17 protein-coding genes are annotated in these 16,536 nt (G+C 64.3%); 6 read left to right on the top strand and 11 right to left on the bottom strand.

The annotated features are described in order from the left end of the window. Positions 1-3: 3 nt before the first annotated feature. From ABS761_RS07690 to ABS761_RS07680, 3 genes are all read left to right on the top strand, one after another. Positions 4-522 (top strand): sigma-70 family RNA polymerase sigma factor, encoded by a 519-nt coding sequence (locus tag ABS761_RS07690; RefSeq protein WP_350407536.1) that lies wholly within the window; start codon positions 4-6, stop codon positions 520-522. Next, positions 519-1,286 carry an anti-sigma factor family protein gene (locus ABS761_RS07685; RefSeq protein ID WP_350407535.1) on the top strand — a complete coding sequence of 256 codons (768 nt, stop codon included), beginning with the start codon at positions 519-521 and terminating at the stop codon, positions 1,284-1,286. Before ABS761_RS07690 ends, ABS761_RS07685 begins: the two co-directional genes overlap by 4 nt. Positions 1,287-1,363: 77 nt before the next feature. Then, positions 1,364-2,302: an alpha/beta hydrolase family protein gene (locus ABS761_RS07680; protein WP_350407534.1), complete on the top strand. Its 939-nt coding sequence runs from the start codon at positions 1,364-1,366 to the stop codon at positions 2,300-2,302. A gap of 89 nt (positions 2,303-2,391) precedes the next feature. Here ABS761_RS07680 and ABS761_RS07675 read toward each other — a convergent pair whose 3' ends face one another. Further along, entirely contained in the window at positions 2,392-2,868 is a 477-nt protein-coding gene (locus ABS761_RS07675) for a MaoC family dehydratase (RefSeq protein ID WP_350407532.1), read from the bottom strand. A gap of 71 nt (positions 2,869-2,939) precedes the next feature. Between ABS761_RS07675 and ABS761_RS07670 the strand changes: the two genes are divergently transcribed. Next, positions 2,940-3,146: a hypothetical protein gene (locus ABS761_RS07670; protein WP_350407531.1), complete on the top strand. Its 207-nt coding sequence runs from the start codon at positions 2,940-2,942 to the stop codon at positions 3,144-3,146. A gap of 129 nt (positions 3,147-3,275) precedes the next feature. Here ABS761_RS07670 and ABS761_RS07665 read toward each other — a convergent pair whose 3' ends face one another. Next, positions 3,276-4,478, bottom strand: a complete 1,203-nt coding sequence (locus ABS761_RS07665; protein WP_350407530.1) for an MFS transporter — start codon at positions 4,476-4,478, stop codon at positions 3,276-3,278. Between the two features lie 311 nt (positions 4,479-4,789). Between ABS761_RS07665 and ABS761_RS07660 the strand changes: the two genes are divergently transcribed. Beyond that, a complete protein-coding gene (locus ABS761_RS07660; protein WP_350407529.1) occupies positions 4,790-5,200 on the top strand; it encodes a YgiW/YdeI family stress tolerance OB fold protein in 411 nt (136 codons plus the stop codon). A 38-nt stretch (positions 5,201-5,238) separates the two neighbouring features. Here the strand turns inward: ABS761_RS07660 and ABS761_RS07655 are convergent, their stop codons facing one another. The 8 genes from ABS761_RS07655 to ABS761_RS07620 form a co-directional block, all read right to left on the bottom strand. Next, entirely contained in the window at positions 5,239-5,799 is a 561-nt protein-coding gene (locus ABS761_RS07655; protein ID WP_350407528.1) for a DUF2478 domain-containing protein, read from the bottom strand. Between the two features lie 54 nt (positions 5,800-5,853). Further along, a complete protein-coding gene (locus tag ABS761_RS07650) occupies positions 5,854-6,384 on the bottom strand; it encodes a lipid-binding SYLF domain-containing protein (RefSeq protein ID WP_350407527.1) in 531 nt (176 codons plus the stop codon). Between the two features lie 389 nt (positions 6,385-6,773). Then, entirely contained in the window at positions 6,774-8,057 is a 1,284-nt protein-coding gene (locus ABS761_RS07645) for a TRAP transporter large permease (RefSeq protein WP_350407525.1), read from the bottom strand. Further along, a complete protein-coding gene (locus ABS761_RS07640) occupies positions 8,050-8,646 on the bottom strand; it encodes a TRAP transporter small permease subunit (RefSeq protein ID WP_350407524.1) in 597 nt (198 codons plus the stop codon). Before ABS761_RS07640 ends, ABS761_RS07645 begins: the two co-directional genes overlap by 8 nt. Positions 8,647-8,703: 57 nt before the next feature. Beyond that, a complete protein-coding gene (locus ABS761_RS07635; protein WP_350407523.1) occupies positions 8,704-9,798 on the bottom strand; it encodes a TRAP transporter substrate-binding protein in 1,095 nt (364 codons plus the stop codon). 50 nt (positions 9,799-9,848) lie between these two features. After that, complete coding sequence (locus ABS761_RS07630) at positions 9,849-10,970, bottom strand: maleylacetate reductase (protein ID WP_350407522.1); 1,122 nt, start codon at positions 10,968-10,970, stop codon at positions 9,849-9,851. A gap of 57 nt (positions 10,971-11,027) precedes the next feature. Further along, a complete protein-coding gene (gene dgoD / locus ABS761_RS07625) occupies positions 11,028-12,206 on the bottom strand; it encodes a galactonate dehydratase (RefSeq protein WP_350407521.1) in 1,179 nt (392 codons plus the stop codon). Between the two features lie 36 nt (positions 12,207-12,242). After that, positions 12,243-13,229 carry a 2-hydroxyacid dehydrogenase gene (locus ABS761_RS07620; protein WP_350407520.1) on the bottom strand — a complete coding sequence of 329 codons (987 nt, stop codon included), beginning with the start codon at positions 13,227-13,229 and terminating at the stop codon, positions 12,243-12,245. A 113-nt stretch (positions 13,230-13,342) separates the two neighbouring features. Here ABS761_RS07620 and ABS761_RS07615 point away from each other — a divergent pair, with 113 nt between their 5' ends. Further along, positions 13,343-14,233 carry a LysR family transcriptional regulator gene (locus tag ABS761_RS07615; RefSeq protein WP_350407519.1) on the top strand — a complete coding sequence of 297 codons (891 nt, stop codon included), beginning with the start codon at positions 13,343-13,345 and terminating at the stop codon, positions 14,231-14,233. A 40-nt stretch (positions 14,234-14,273) separates the two neighbouring features. On the opposite strand, the gene ABS761_RS07610 is transcribed toward ABS761_RS07615, so the two are convergent. Beyond that, a complete protein-coding gene (locus ABS761_RS07610; protein ID WP_350407518.1) occupies positions 14,274-16,529 on the bottom strand; it encodes an arylsulfatase in 2,256 nt (751 codons plus the stop codon). Between the last annotated feature and the right edge of the window lie 7 nt (positions 16,530-16,536).

Genomic DNA, 16,536 nt, shown 5'->3' with positions numbered 1-16,536 from the left:
TGCGTGAGCTTCGAGGCTGACCTTCTCGTCTGGCTACCAAATTTACGGCGCTATGCGCGCGCCCTTACCGGGGATCCGGCGTGGGCCGATGACTTGGTGCAGGATACGTTGGAGCGCGCGCTGAACCGGACGCGCCTGTGGCGACCTGGCAGTAATCTGCGCGCCTGGCTGCTCACTATCCTAAGAAACTTATTCATTGACCAATTACGCGCCCGGCACGAATTCACCGTGGACGACGCAACCGCCCCTTGGCAAAGCGCGGCGATGCCGGCCACGGAAACAGACGGACTGGCGCTGCGCGACGTGCAGCGGGCGCTGTACCGCTTGCCGGTCGAGCAGCGCGAGGTGCTGCTGCTGATCGGCCTGGAGGAACTGAGCTACCAAGAGGCCGCAACCGTGCTGGGGGTTCCGATTGGCACAGTGATGTCGCGCGTGGCACGTGGCCGCAAGCACCTGCGAGCCTTGTTGTCAGAGGATTCGGCCAAGCAGGCGGCCCTGAAAGTGGTGCAACACGTGTCATGAGGGAATCTCTTCATTCCACTAGATCGCCCCCGGCATTCGGGGAGGATTTGCGCTTGCTGTCGGCGCTGGTCGATGACGAGCTCTCCGAGACCGAGCGCGCGGCGATCAGCTCTCGGTTGGCCGGCGATCCGGCAGCCGCCGTGTCTATCGCCCACTATCGCGCGCAGAATGCCGCCCTGAAAGCCCTGTTCCCACTGCCGCATGACATGCCGGCGCTGTTCGTGCGGCGCCGCGCACCTTGGTGGCAGTGGGCCGGAATGGCAGCAGCCGGGCTGATGCTGGGACTGGCATTGGCGTGGGCGCCGTCCCGTTTCGGCATCGTGACGCCAGCGTTCGCGCACCACGCAGATATGGCCTACGCGGTGTATGCGCCGGAACAGCGGCACCCTGTGGAGGTGGAGGCGGCACAGCAGGCGCACCTGGCGGGGTGGCTCTCCAAGCGGCTGAATCATCCACTATCGGTTCCGTCCTTGCAGGAATATGGCTACGCCCTGATGGGCGGCCGCCTGCTGCCCGACGAGTCCGGGCCGGCCGCGCAGTTCATGTACCAAAATCAAGCGGGCGAGCGGCTGGCGTTGTATATCGCCAAATTCCCGAAAAAACAAACCGCAGTCCGGCTGTTGCGCGATGGGGCACGACGCACCTTCTACTGGGCCGACCGGGGCATGGGTTACGCTTTGTCCGGCAATCTGGCTGAAACAAACCTGCGAGCGATCGCGCTTGACGTGTGCGCCACACTGGGCGGCCGCCTGGTCGACTGGTAGAGGCGCCACAACCCCACGGACATGCGATTTCTTCAAACCCATCCAAACGATACGCCCCCCCACCGCCGAAGCGCGACATGACTGAAACCATCAACATCCCCGCCGCCGACGGATATCCGTTGGGCGGCTACCAGTGGCGCCACCCCCAAACCGGAGGCTCTCCCCGCCCGCTCGCCATCATCAACCCCGCAACCGCCGTACGCTGCCGGTACTATTTACGATTCGCGGAGTACCTGCACGCACACGGTTGGGATGTCGTGATCTACGACTATCGCGGCATCGGCGAGTCGCGCCGGGGATCTCTGCGCCACTTCCAGGCCGACTGGATCGATTGGGGCGAACACGACTTCGAGGGGGTCCTGCAATATGCGGCCCACAGCTTCCCGGGCCAGGCCGTCGATGTGATTGGGCACTCCGTCGGCGGCTTCGTCATTGGCCTGGCACCGACAGCTCGTCGCGTGCGCCGGATTTTCACCATGGGCGCCCAGTTTGGGTACTGGCGGGACTACCGGCTGGAAAAACGCCGCGGCATGTTCCTGAAATGGCACGTCCTGATGCCCTTCCTGGCGGTGCTGCTGGGTCATGTCCCCGCCAAGCGGCTGGGCTGGATGGAAGACACGCCCAAGGGCGTCGCGCTGGACTGGGCGCGCATGACCCCTCGTTTCGAGGACTGTGTCCGGCGGGGCGCCCTGACAGCGGAAGGCTTGCCACAGGCCGCCGAACTGGTCCGCAACTTCGAGACGATCAGCGCCCCGATACTCGCACTGGGCATCGAGGACGACCCCTATGGCACCGAGGCGGCGCTGGATCGCCTGCTGCGGTATTACAGCGCCAGCCCACGCCGCCATCTGCGAATCGACCCGCAGGACCTCGGCCTAGGCATGGTCGGCCATTTCGCATTCTTTCACGAGCGCTTCCGCGACACCCTGTGGCCCTACGCCCTGGAATGGCTGCGGCATGCCTCGATCCCGGAAGGATCCCCCGGAAGACTGAAGACCATGCCGTCCGATTGCTGAGTGGCCGGCAGGCGTCCGCGGTCCTGCGCTCCCCTGGCGCCCGCCACCTCGCCGCAAGCGGCTCGCGATGGGCCCTTGGCCCTGCGGACTCAAGTCCGCGTCGGTACGACGAGGCTCCAGGTCTGCGTGACCAGCGTCACGCCGTCGGCGTTCCTGGTCGTCACCCTCATATCCACGAAACCGCGCTCGGGGCGACTTTTCGACGGGCGCACTGCGGTCACTTCCACGCTGGCCCGCAACGTGTCCCCAGGCCGCACAGGCGCATGAAACCGCACGTCCCCGAATGAGGCCCCCACCAAGGGCGTACCACCCAGCAGGTGCGCATCCACCACCAGCCGCATGGTCACCGCCAGCGTCTGCCATCCGCTGCCGACCAATTCGCCGAACACCGAGTCGCGCGCGGCCTCCTCATCGAGATGCATGGGCTGCGGATCATACTGCTCGGCAAATGATCGAATGAGCTCCCGCGTCAGGGTGAACTCGCCGGTTTCGGTCAGATCGCCGACTTTGAGGTCCTCCAGATAACGGGGCGCCACCGGCTGTTTATTTGTCGCCATCACCGACATGCTTGCCTCCTTGAAGTATTGACCCGCCATACGTTATAGCAGGTCCAGTTTTTGAAGGGAGTCGATATGACATGATCCGAGGCGGGCGCCGCCGGACCGCGAACCAGGCCCACGCTCGCCCGCCGGCGGCCGGGGATGAAGACGCGCGTCGGGCCAATGCCCTGGCGCAGGCCGCCACCATGGTCAGCGCCATGGTGCTGGCGAGGGCGACCGAAGGCAGCCCCATTTCCGACGAACTGCTGGCCGCCGCCCGCGAGCACTTGCTCCAGGCGGAGTGAGGTCGGATCAGCTACAAAGGCTCATCCCAACCTGCCATAGATCAAACGCGGCCTGCCGCCAGCCATAGAGGATTACCAGCGCCACCACAGTGGCCGCGCAAACGGCCAAGACGATTCCAATGTTGCGTCTCATGCTTGCACGCCCTGCAGCCGGATCGCCGGCTGCTCTCGTATCGGCCAGTTCAGGACGGCGGCGACGATACTCAAGGCAATCGAGATATGCCAGACCAAGTCATAGCTTCCAGTGCGGTCGAACAGATAACCTCCCAGCCATCCACCCAAAAACGAGCCCACTTGGTGGAACAGGAATACGATGCCGCCCAGCATCGACAAATTACGCACGCCGAACATCGTGGCGATCGCGCCATTGGTCAGCGGCACGGTGGACAGCCAGAGCAGCCCCATGGCGATGCCAAACGCGTAGGCGGTCCAGACTGTCAAAGGGAGCGCAATGAACAGCGCAATGACGACGGCGCGCGCAAGGTACAGGGCGCTCAGCAGGCGAGGTTTGGAATGACGCTGCCCGAGCCAGCCGGCGATATAGGTGCCGAACACGTTAAAGAGTCCCACCAGCGCCAGCACCGTGGTGCCGACGATGACCGGCAGGTGTTTATCCTCCAGATAAGACGGCAAATGCACCCCGATGAACACCACCTGGAAGCCGCACACGAAGAAACCGAAGGCCAGCAACCAAAAGCCGGAATGGCTGCATGCCTCCCGCAGCGCCTCTCCAAGGGTCTGCTCGGGTCCGTGCGCAACGGAAGGCCGATCCTTGATCATCGCAGCCAGCGGCACCACCAAGGCCGCCAGCAGGCCGAGCACGACCAGCGCGGCGGCCCATCCCAGCCATTCGATCAGCCCCAGCGTACCCGGCAGCATGGCAAACTGACCAAACGAACCGGCGGCCGCGGCAATCCCCATGGCGACGCTTCTCTTCTCGGCCGGCACGGCACGCCCGACCACGCCGAGAATCACCGAAAACGAGGTGCCCGACAAGCCGATTCCGATCAGCAAGCCGGCGCTGATGGACAAGGACAACGGGGAGTCCGCGTAGCCCATCAACACCAGGCCGGCGGCGTACAGAACCCCGCCCGCAAGGACGGTGCTTCGCGCGCCGAAACGATCCGCCAGCGCGCCCGCGAAGGGTTGCGCGATGCCCCAGGCCAGGTTCTGCAAGGCCATGGCAAAGGCAAACACCTCGCGCCCCCAACCAAACTCGGTGCTCATGGGAGCCAGGAACAAGCCAAAGCCGTGGCGCGTGCCCAGGGATAGAAAAAGAATCAGTGACGCCCCCAGCATCAGCCAGAAGCTCTTGCGCCATACAGGAGTCATTGCATGCCCTTGCGTTGCCCAGCCCAACCCTTCGACCCTGCTCCATCGCGATCAGAATAAATTATATATATCCTTTATTCTTGAACAACCGTCACATGCTCCGGACACAGTCACATATTTCACCACAACCGGGGGCTTGCTTCCGGGATATCCTGGAGCCCTTGCGCCCGCACCGACGGCCAGATGCACACGACATCCATATACTTTTGCCGTAGACTCCTTGGACGCGCACCGACTTTTCGAGCGCGACCTCTTGATGGGGGTTGCCGCAAGCCGCGGGCCCACCCACACCTGGCCATAGGAATTAAACCATGCGTCACATCATATTCGCCTCGGCCGCCGCTGCGGTCCTGACCCTGGGTACCGTCGCCGTGGCGATCGCCCAGCCAGCGGGCTACACCGGTCCCAGCAACACCGGCAAGGCTGCCCAGGGCGCGTACTCCGGGCCCGCCGACGCACCGTTGATGACGGTCAAACAACTGCTCGAGACGGGCCGTGACGATCAGATTGCCCGACTGCAGGGCCGCATCATTTCGTTCGAAGGGAATGAACGCTATATCTTCGAGGATGCAACGGGCCGCATGACCGTCGAGATCGACGCCGAGGACTTCCCGACCGGCCAGACCATCAACGCAGAGCACCGTGTGGAACTGGTGGGCGAACTCGACAAAGGCCTACGCAAGACCGAGTTCGAGGTGGACCGCGTCACACTGCTGCCCTAGCAGCCCCGAACCGGGCAAAGTGCGGCCGCAGCCATGCCTCACGCTCTCGACGACATACAGGTCGCAGCACCCCACTCGCGCAAACGATCGGCGTCCACCGGCAGCTCGGCGCCCAGCGCGCCGGTGAAGCCGCGCCAAGCATCGACGAATTCATCCGCAACGATGGTCAGTAGCGGGATGCCCTCGGTCATCAGCGCAAGGAATTCGGCGGAAAAGCCGCCCCCTTCAGCTTCCTGGCGGCCGTAGCGGTCGATCACGACCAGATCCGGGCGCGCCTGGGCCGCCGTGCGCAGTACTGCGCCCGCCGCGACCAGGGCGCTGATATCCAGGCAGCAGGCACGGGACCCTTTGCCCAGGTCCTGGAAGATTTCGAAGGTCTCGCCGGAACGGACGTCCTGCAGGCACCGCTGCTGCTTGCCACGCCGCGCCGGATCCCGCAGCATCACGAGGCCTCGTACATCCAGGCCTCTTTGGATCTGGAGAGCAACAAAATCCCGAACCACGGCGTCGGCCTCGTCCCCATGCGCGTGCACGAGGGCTGCGATCGGCAGTTCCGCCCCATGAAACGGAACAGGGCCCGGCTCTGGATGCGTGGTCATGTGCGAGTCTCCAGGCGAGCCCGGGCCATGCGTCCCAAAGCGCGGCCCGGACGTTCAATCGAGTTTCGTGATCTTGCTGCCTTGCACGCCTATACCCGCCATCAGGCCCTTTTGCCCAAAGACATAGGCATAGATGTCATGGTCGGCCGTGGTGGTGGACAGCTTGCGCGCCGCGCCCTGATCGATCAGGACCACGCTGGGGCCGACGCCGATTTCCCAGCCGTCGCGATCATCGAGCACGCGTATGGCGCTTTCACGCATGAAAAACAAGGCATACCCAAATGCCTGGGCCCCCGCCTGCAGACCATAGGAAAGGCTCGTGGAGACATAATGGCCATCGGGCTTGCCATTGCGAAACAGAACGCCCTTGCCGCGTTCCCCGCCCACGATCAGGCCCGCCTTGAGGATGCGCGGAAACACCAGCACTGCTTTGGACTGCTCTGTCAGGAATCGGGTCTCAGGCTGCTGCTCGTAGAGTTGCTCCAATGCCGCGCGCGCCTCGTGCTCGAGCTCACGCTCGGCGCTGGACGCGGCCCCGGCGGGCAGGCTCCAGGCAAGTGCGGTTGCGCACAGCAATGCCCCCAACCACGCGAATCCGCGGCCAGCATGCCGCCCGCCCTCAAATGATCCCCAAATCATTACGCCTCCCTCGTGTATTGCGCCACTGTCACGGTTTGCCCGCCTATGACATGTCACGGCTTGTGACTGTCAAGACCATATCAGAATCCAGATGCGGCCGCACTCGATTTCGCGTGGCACCGCAGGTTGCCGGCCTCGCCGGCGACCATACCCCGAAACCATGGATCCCCGTTAGAACGACAGGCCGATACCGCAGCAAGACATGCCCGCTGCTGCTAGGCGCCGAGGCGCGGGCGGCACGGCGTCCAGTCTCACGATAGAACTCTACGAGGAAAACGGAGCCGCCGCGACCCTGGTCCGGCACTGATCACGGGATTTCGGCACGCGGCCGGACATCACGACAAGATCCCCGGCAGCCATAAGGTCAGGCTCGGAAAAAACACCAGCAAGCCGATCATGGCCAGCATGGTCACGACAAAGGGCAGCGCGCCGTACACCACGTCCTTGAGTTTGCCGGATTCGCGCGTGCCCTGGACGACAAACAGGTTGATGCCGACCGGCGGCGTCAACATGGCGGTTTCCATCAGCACCATCATCAAGACCCCGAACATCAGCGGATCGATGCCCGCCGCCTTGATTGCCGGGATGATCAGCGGCACGGTGGCGATCAGCATGGACAAGGGCTCCATGAACATGCCCAGAACCAGGTAAAACACCACCGCGGTCAGCAGGACGGCGGTCGGCGACAGGCTCGCATCGCTGAACAGGTGCGTGACCAGGGACGACAGGCCGATGGCGGTCAGCACGAAATTCAGCAGGAACGCCCCGATCACGATCAGGAGGATCATGGCGGTGGTCGTCATGGTGGCCTCGGCGGCATCCAGCAGCATCTTGATCGTAAAGCGCCGGCGCGCAACGGCGAGGGCCAGCGCCATCAGCACCCCCAGCGCGGCCGACTCGGACGGCGTCGCCCATCCCACATAAATAGCCCCAATGACCAGGATGAAGATGGACAGCGGCGGCAGCAGGTCGGGCAACACCTCCCAGCGCCGGCGCCAGGCGGCCGTGAGGGCCTGGCCACCCCAGGCTGGCCGGACTAGGCAGCACACCAGGATGATCGTCGAGAACAGCACGGCAAGCAGCACGCCGGGCAGCATGGCGGCCAGGTACAACTTGGGAATCGAGGTCTCGGTGAGCACGCCGTAAATGATCAGGGGGATGGACGGCGGGATCAGAATGCCCAGCGAGCCGCCCGCTGCAATGGTGCCGAGGAACAGCGGCTCGTTGTAGCGATACCGCTTGATCATGGGGTTGGCGATGGTGCCCAGCGTTGCGGCGCAGGCCACGCTCGAACCGCTCATGGCGGCAAAGGCGGTGGAAAAGCCCACGTTGGCGTGCATCAGCCCGCCGGGCAGGCGCGCCAGCCATTGTGCAATGGCGTGATACATTTTTTCGCTGATGCCGCTACGCAGGAGCAACTCGCCCAGCAGAATGTACAAGGGGATGGCGAACAGCGTAAAGCTGCTGGACGTTCCCCACGTCAGCTCGCCAAAGGCGATCCACAGAGGCATGGGCGAGAACCAGCCCGCCAGCAACAAGCCGAGTACGATCATCGCCGCCGCCACGGGGATGCCCACGGCGAGCAAGAGCAGCAGCATGCCGACGGAAACGCTAAGCATGGCCGGTCTCCTTGGCGCTCACTTCCTGGATCACCTGCTGCTGCTCGCGCAGATCGTCCTCGGCGGTGCGGGTACCGATCAGCGCCACGACGCCCATGCGGTCCCCCCGCGCGAGGCGCCGGAGCGCCTCGATGAACAAGTACAGGCTGGTCAGGCACAAGAAGACCAGGCCCGCCGCCCACAGTCCCTGGGGAACCGCCAGGGGCACGGCGAGCGGGGTGATCGAGTGCGCATCGCGCACCAGGGACTCGAGAAAGGTGGAAACCCCGGCCCACGCCAGCACGGCGCAGGCCGCGCCAAAGACGAGCATCGCGAACAGATCGAAGAACACCCAGGCCGCGCGGGGCAGGATCGACTGCAGGATATCGATGCGGATATGGCCGCGGTACAGCAGTGTCAGCGAGGCGCCCCAGGCTGTGGCGATGGCTAGCACGTACCCCGACAATTCGCCCGACCCGCCCGAGAGGATGGAACCGCCGAACAACTTGCGGCTGAGCACGTCGATGCCAATGACGAACGCCATCAACAGTACCGCCAGGCCTCCCATGCGCGCGCTGTAGCGTGCCAGCGTGGAAAAAATGTCTGACATGGCTTTATCCGTGTAGCGAGAGGGCGCGGCGCAGCGCGCCGCCCTCTCTGGGAAAAGTTAGAGTTTGGACAGGTCGATCTGCATGCCGACGACCTTGCCGACAGTCTCGTTCCAGCGGCCGGCGCATTCCTTGCCGCAGCGCTTGGCCCACTGCGGCAATACGACCTCCTGGGCGATTTTTTTGATCAGCGCCTTGTCGGCATCGGTGGGCGGCACCAGGGTCATGGCCTCTTTGCGTCCCAGAGTGCATGGGTCCTTGCCGGTGTTGCAGTCAATGCCTTCCTGGTTGGCCTTTGCGCCGATGGCCCACAGCCGCTCGTCCAGCGACTCGAACTTCTTGGTCAGGTATTCCCGCACCGCCGGATCAAAATTATTCCACGATTTCAGGTTCACCGACTGGTAGTAAATGGACCAGTTGATCGGCACCGGCAGCAGGAACTTGGTCACCTCGCCCCAGCCCGCCGTGTTGCCGGCCAGGCTGCCGGTGATCGCGCAATCGAAGACGCCGCGCTGCAAGGCCGGCACGACCTCGCCAAATGGCGTCGTCACCGGCGAGCCGCCCAGGGCGACGACCATGTCGGACATGGTCCGGCTGTTGACGCGTACTTTCTTGCCCTTGATGTCCTGCAAGCCGCGGATCTCGGGCCGGCACCAGAAGATCAGCCCTGGATTGGGCGCGAGGCCCAACAGCTTGGTGTTGAATTTCTGTTCCATGATCCTGGAGACTTCCGGCGCCCAGGCCTTGCACGCCTTGTGCGCGGTCTCGAGGTCGGGTGATATCCCTGTCAAGTCGCAGCCCTCGAATGCGGGCTCGTCGCCTGCGACCTTGACGATGTCGGTGGAGGCGAAATCGGCAACGCCGGAGGCCGTGAGCCGCAACAACTGCTGCTCCTGCAAACCCATGACGTCATAACTCGCATATTCGACCGTGATCTTGTTGCCGGAATCGGCCGGGATTTCCTCGAGCCAGAAAGGCTTCTCGACGTGCTGCGTCTGCACCAGCGTGCTATAGCCGCCGATGACGCGCAGCTTGGTTTCGGGCATGTCCTGTGCGGAGCTGCCGGCCACGGGCGCGAGCGCCCCCAGGATCAGAGCAGCAGCAAGGGATGGCGCGCCCAAGGCGCGGCGCATCGTCGGATAAGTGTTCATCATCAGTCTCCTTGGTCGTATGGATTGTTCTTGTAAGGGGTGTGTGAAGGAAATCACGCCGCAAACGCCTCGGCCCGCGGTCGTTCTCCGGAAAGGGCGGCCTCGAGGATCGAGCGCACGCCCCGCGCTTGGACCGAACGGGGGTTCAAGCCGTTGTCGGTCTCGATCACCAGTTCGGTGCAACGTTCGATATCCCTGCTCGTCATGCCATGATCGGCCAGGCTGACCGGGGCGCCCACCGACCGGGCGAAATCGTACACGCCACCGGCCGCGGTATCGGCGTCAAGCACCTGGGCGACCTTGGCCATCACGGCCGGGCATGCCGTCTCGTTGAAGGCCGTGACGTACGGCAAGGCGATCGAGTGCGACGTGGCATGGGGTATTCCATAGCTTGCGCCCAAGACGTGGGCGACGCCGTGATGCAGGGCGAACCCGCCCGTCAGCGCGACGCCGCCCAGGTAGGCGCCATACAGCGCACCGCGGCGAGCCTGCAAATCCGAGGGATCGCGCATGACACGCGGCAGACTGCCGCGCAGGACTCGGATCCCCTCGAGTGCTGCCGTGGCGATCACCGGGCTGGCGGTCGACACATACAGCGCTTCGATGCAATGCGCCATGGCGTTCATGGCGCTCTCGGCGCTCACCTGCGCCGGCAGACTCAAGGTCAGCTCGGGATCATAAACCACAGTATGTGCCAGCATTCGCAGGCTGGTGTGCATCCGCTTGACACCGTCGATGGTGATGCCACAAAACCCTGTCATCTCGGACCCGGAGTATGTCGTGGGGATGGCAATATAGGCCTTGCCGGTCTCCAGGGACACCGCTTTGGCCAAACCGATGGCGGCGCCGCCGCCCACAGCGAGCAGGCAGTCGACCCCATGCTCGGCGACATGGGCGCGCGCGGTCCTCGCCAGCTCGATGGGCACTTGTGACACCGCCTCGGGATAGACGCCAGCGCATAAGTCCCCGAGGCGATCCGCGACCCGATGCGCCATCTCATTGCGCCCTGGCGTGCACACCACCAACGTCCGCCGGGCGTCCAGCCGCGCCACCTCCTCGGCCACGCGGACGGCCGCTCCCGCACCGAATACGATACGCGGCGGCATCGCATTGTAGACACCGCCCGGCGTGGCGAAATCAGCCCCGTCGAACTCCCCCCTCTCACTGCTGCTCATCGATGCTGCTCCCTCGAAATCGATTCGTTTAAACCACGGCGCCCGTTCCACGCACCGCTACCAGTCGACGATGGTCCCATCCTCGAGCACGGCGCCCGCCGCATGCATGACTTCCTGCTTGAACGGATGCTTGGCGGCCTCGCGTTCATTGACCTCGACGCCCAGCCCGGGGCCATCGGGAACCTGCCACGCGTTGCCGATCCGCCGCATCGGCGTGCTGACCACGTCGTCGTACCAAGGCACCGCACCGGACATTTCCTCCTGGATCACAAAGTTCGGCGTCGACACATCAAAATGCAGGGCCGCGGCGCCGGCGATCGGGCCGTTCGGATTGTGCGGCGCGACCCCCATGAATGCATGTTCGGCCGCGTGCGCGATGCGCTTGCCCTCGAGCAGGCCGCCGGTATGATTGAGATCCGGCTGGATGATGTTGACCGCCTGGGCGCGGAACAACGGCTCGAACTCCTTGAACCCGACCAGTCGCTCCCCCGCGGCGATGGGACAAGCTGCGCGCGCGGTGATGGCGCGCAGCGCCTCGGCATCGCCAGGCAGCACGGGCTCCTCGCAGAACATCGGCTGGTACGGCACGAGCTCTTCGATGAACTGCAGCGCCGCCGATATCGAGGCGGGCCGGCCGTGGAAATCGATCATGATGTCCACCTCGTCGCCGACCGCCTCGCGCAGCACCCGCATGCGCCGGCCCACATCGCGGCGCGCCTCGTTGCCAATCGAATAATGGGAGTATGGAATGAAGACGACCTTGAGCGCGTCATAGCCCTGGTCGATCACGGCCAGGGCGCGATCGACCAGGGCGCCCTCATCGAAGGTCTCGTAGACGGATTTCATATCGCCCATGCCCAGGTGGGTATAGACGCGGACGCGATCGCGCACCTTGCCGCCCAGCAAACGCCAAACCGGCACCCCCAGGCTTTTCCCAAAGATATCCCACAGCGCATGCTCGATGCCGCTGATGGCCGTGGCACCGATGATGCCAAGGCGATAATAGCTGTGCTTGTTCAGGGCGCGCAGGATCTGCTCGATATCGCGCGGATCGCGGCCGATCAGCAGAGGCCGAAGATCCTCCACAGCCCCGACGACCGCGCGCGTCTTCCAATTGAGGCTGGCCTCGCCCCATCCATACAGCCCGTCCTGGTCAGTCGTCACCTTGACGAAAATCCAGTTGCGCATCTCGGCGTTCACCACCATCGTGGTCACGTCGACAATCTTGATCGGCACGGCGCTTTCTTTCCCCGGCATTCCCGATACTCCCTGTTATGGCCGTCCGGCCGACGGCGCCCGGACCACGTTGAGCAAGGGCTCGCCGGCTATCAGGCGCCGGATGTTGCCCGCAATAAACCCGTACCGGCGAACCGCCAGATTCGTCGTCCAAGCGCAAGAATGCGGCGTGCAGACGACATTCGGCAGCTCATGGAAGGGATAATCCGCTGGCGCAACCTCATCGTCGGCCGCGGAGGGATAGCGATACCACACGTCGAGCACCGCAGCGCCGATCGTCCCGTCCTTCAGAGCAGCGAACAAGGCACCCTCCTCGACAATCGGGGCGCGCGATACATTGATCAGCACCGCCGAAGGCTTCATGCGCCGCAGTTGCCCGGCACCGATCATGCCCCGCGTCGCCTCGGTCAAGGGGCAGGCGATCACCAGGAAATCGGCCTGGCCAAGCAAGCGATCGAGCTCGCCCGGGGGCGCAAAGTCGTCGATCAATCCAGGCAGCACGCCGCCCTGAGGATCGGTGGCGATCGTCCGCATGCCAAACGCCTTGGCGCGCTGCGCGATGGCCCGTGCGATGCGGCCCATGCCAATCAGGCCGATGGTCTTACCATGGATCTCGCCATGTTGAACGCGATGGCGATATGCCTCGGACCAATTTTGCGTCACGAACCGCCGACGCATCTCGGCCAGGCGAATCTCGGAATCGAGCATGGTCAACAGGACGTATTCCGCGATCGGAATCTCGTGCTCGAAGACATTGCACACCGTCGCCGAAGGCGGCAGGGTGTCAAGCGCGATGCCGTCCAGACCGGCGCCGGGAACATGCAACAAACGAAACGCCGGCATTTCCCCCCGCGGCCGCGAGAAGCGCAGGGTGATCAGCACATCGTCGGCGGCGATCGCCGCGTCGTGCTCCCCACTGTGCGCCGCCTCGCGGGGCAGGGCAAGGAATGCACACTCGGCGGGCAAGCCCGCTGCCAGCGCGTCCCGGTGATTGGCCGCCTCGCCGACCATAATGATTTTCATTGTCTTGTCTCCTTGAGGGCATCCTACAAGCCGCTCATTGAGAGAGTCCAATTATGTTTTATGATCTAATAATAATTAGTACTTATTAGAACGGGCAAAAAAACGGAGACCCCATGGACCAGCGGCGCCTGCAATGTTTCGTTGTACTGGCCGAGGAGCTGAATTTCCGGCGCGCGGCCGAACGCTGCCACATCAGCCAACCGGGACTCAGCCAGTTATTGCGACAACTGGAGGACGAGTTGCAGGTCCAGCTCTTTTACCGCGACAAGCGAAACGTCTCCCTCACGCCCGCGGGCGAGCTCTTTCGCAGAGAGGCATACAAGCTGCTGCTGCAAATGACCGATATCGTCGATCGCGCCCGGCAGATCGAGCGCGGCGCGATCGGCGAACTGAGTATCGGTGTCACGGCCACCGCGCTGTTCGTCATCTTTCCCGAAATTGCCCGGCGATTCTCAGAAGCATTTCCCAAGGTCGCGCTCACTGTCCGGTCGATGACGACGGCGGACCAGGAATACGCGCTGAGGCGAGGAGACATCCAAGTGGGGCTGGTGCACCCGCCCCTCGAGGACCGGGCGCTCGCCTGCCGCGTGATCTCGGCCATCCCGTTCGACGTCGTGCTCTCGGACATCAACCCCCTGAGCGGGAAATCAGTCCTGACACTCGAGGATCTCTCGGGGGAAACATTCATACTGTTTCCCAGAGCCGTCGGCCCGCGCCTGTACGACGAGATCATCACCCTGTGCCACCAAGCGGGCTTCAGCCCCCGCAAGATCATCGAGGCCGCGCCGGCCCAATCCATCGTTGCCATGGCGGCCAGCGACATGGGCATCGGCTTTGTGGCCTCACAATTGCAGCATTACGCCCGCCCGCTGGCCACATACCGCCGGCTACGGGGCCGCGGCCCGCGCCTGACGCTGGGCGTCATCCGCCCTAGCGAGCGCGTATCGCCCGCCATCGAGAAGTTCGTCGACATCGCAACGGCGGTTGGCGCGTCGCTGCGCTAAGACGCCGACCCGTTCGACGGCGCAGCAGCACCCACCCGACCTACTCGCGGCCCATCTCGGCCAGGCCGACCGTCTCGCCGTCAAGCACCTGATCGTCATCCAGGTCGACCACCACCCTGGACAAGTGGCCGGTGAAGGGAAACGGCGCCTCGTACAGCGACACCGCGCACCCCCTGTCGCAGCCGATGTCGCAACCCGACCAGGAGATCAGGGACTTGAAGTGGCGCGTGCTCTCGATTTCACCCGCCGGCTCGTCGTCGACCAGCAGGATATAGCGGCTGCGCAGGGCCTCGCCCAGTGCGCCGCGCTCAAGCCGTCCGACCCGCAGGCCGAGTGTCGTCGCGCCCGGCGGCACCCGCTGGACGGATCGAACGATCTCATGGCTGCCGCCGAGGTTCAGGTCGTGGAACAGGTAACCGTCCTTCACATACAGCGAATAGCCGGTGGTGGCATCGCCATGCGCAATCAGGACCCCTTGGGCGCCGGGCTCGAGCGCCACGTGGCACCGGATCGTGTAGCTGCGGCTCCTGACGTCCGGCGCCAAGTCGGTCGGGACGTGTCCCACACCGCGGTGGAAGACAAACCGCCGGCGCTCGCCGAGTATGCGCCGGGCGTTCTCGGCAAACCTCGGGCCGAAGCGATCGTCCAGCGGCAGCACCTTGCATTTCTCGGCCTGTTCCCACCAGATCGCCTTGAGCGCCTCGAGCAGGACGGGTTTTTGCGCGGCCAGGTCACGGACTTCGGAAAAATCCGTCTCCAGGTGGTAGAGCTCCCATCGATCGTCCTCGAACGGCGTGCCGGGCGGATGATAGGCCACGGCTTTCCAGCCCCCAAGCCATAGGCCGCGATGGCCGAACATCTCGAAATGCTGCGGCGCGTTCTTTGCCGGCGCATCGGGATCGGCGAAGGATGCCTTGAAACTCGCCCCCTCGATGGGTATCTGCGCAATGCCATTGACGAGTTGCGGGCTTCGCACGCCGATCACATCCAGCAGCGTCGGGAACAAGTCGCAGGCATGGACGAACTGGTGCCTGATTTCCCCCCTGGCCGCGATCCCCCGGTTCCAGGATATGACAAAGGGGTCCCGGATACCGCCGCCATGCGTGTTCTGCTTGTAGCGCTTCAGCGGCGTATTGGACGCCATCGCCCAGCCATGCGGGATGTTCGAGTGGCTGCCGGGTTCGCCGATAGTCTCGATGCGCTCGAGTTTTTCCCGCAGCGACTCGGGCTGGTAGTTGTAGCTGCCCAGAGTGTTGACCGCCCCCAGCGGCCCACCCTCCTGGCTCGCACCGTTGTCGGACATCACGATCACGATCGTATTGTCCAGCGTCCCGGTCGTGCGCAGGAATTCCACCAGGCGCGCGATCTGCTGATCAGCATGATCCAGCATCGCCGCGTACGCCGCCTGCAGGCGCACGAACAGGCGGCGCTCATCACCCGACAGCTCGTCCCAGGGTCGCACCCCATCGTTTCGCGGAGGCAGCACCGTGCCCGAGGGGACCAGACCCATCTCGATCTGCCGCGCCAGCCGCCGCTGCCGGTCGGCATCCCAGCCATCGGCAAAGAGGGGCTCGTAGCGGTCGATGAGCGCTTTGGGCGCCTGGTGAGGCGCGTGGCAGGCCCCAAAAGCCAGCCAGGTCAGCCAGGGCGCCATCGGCTTCTGCGCGATGTGGTCCGCGATGAAACCGATGGACTTGTCCACCAGGTCGGCGCTCAAGTGGTAGCCGCTCGCGTAATCGCCGGGCGGTGCGATGTGGGTGTTGTCCTGGACGAGCTCGGGCGAATAGTGGTCCGTTTCCGCGTTCAGGAATCCATAGAACCGGTCGAACCCCCGGCCCAGCGGCCAGCCGTCAAAGGGCCCCGTGGACCCGCCCTCGCTCATCGGCGTCACGTGCCACTTGCCGACGAAATAGTTCCGGTAACCGGCGGGGCGCAGCGCCTCGCCGAGCGTGCAGGCTTCCTTGGAGATTTTGCCCCGGTAGCCCGGATAGCCGCTGTCGAAATTGGCCAGGCAGCCCATCCCGACCGAGTGGTGGTTGCGGCCCGTCAGCAAGGACGCACGGGTGGTCGAGCACATCGCGGTCGTATGGAACCCCGAATACCGCAAGCCGCCGGTGGCCAGTGCATCGATGGCTGGCGTGCGGATCCCCGAACCATAGCACCCGAAATCCGAGAACCCAACATCATCGAACAGCACGATCAATACATTGGGCGCATTTCGCGGCGCGGCGGGCTCCGCGGGCCAATAGGGTGTGGAATCCTCGATCGTCCTGCCGATTCGCTGAGGGTGGGCCATGTCTGGT

Source organism: Castellaniella sp. GW247-6E4, assembly GCF_040276065.1.
Lineage (GTDB): Bacteria > Pseudomonadota > Gammaproteobacteria > Burkholderiales > Burkholderiaceae_B > Castellaniella.
Note: the sequence above shows the minus strand (reverse complement) of the source record. Positions and strands in the feature narration are given on the sequence as shown.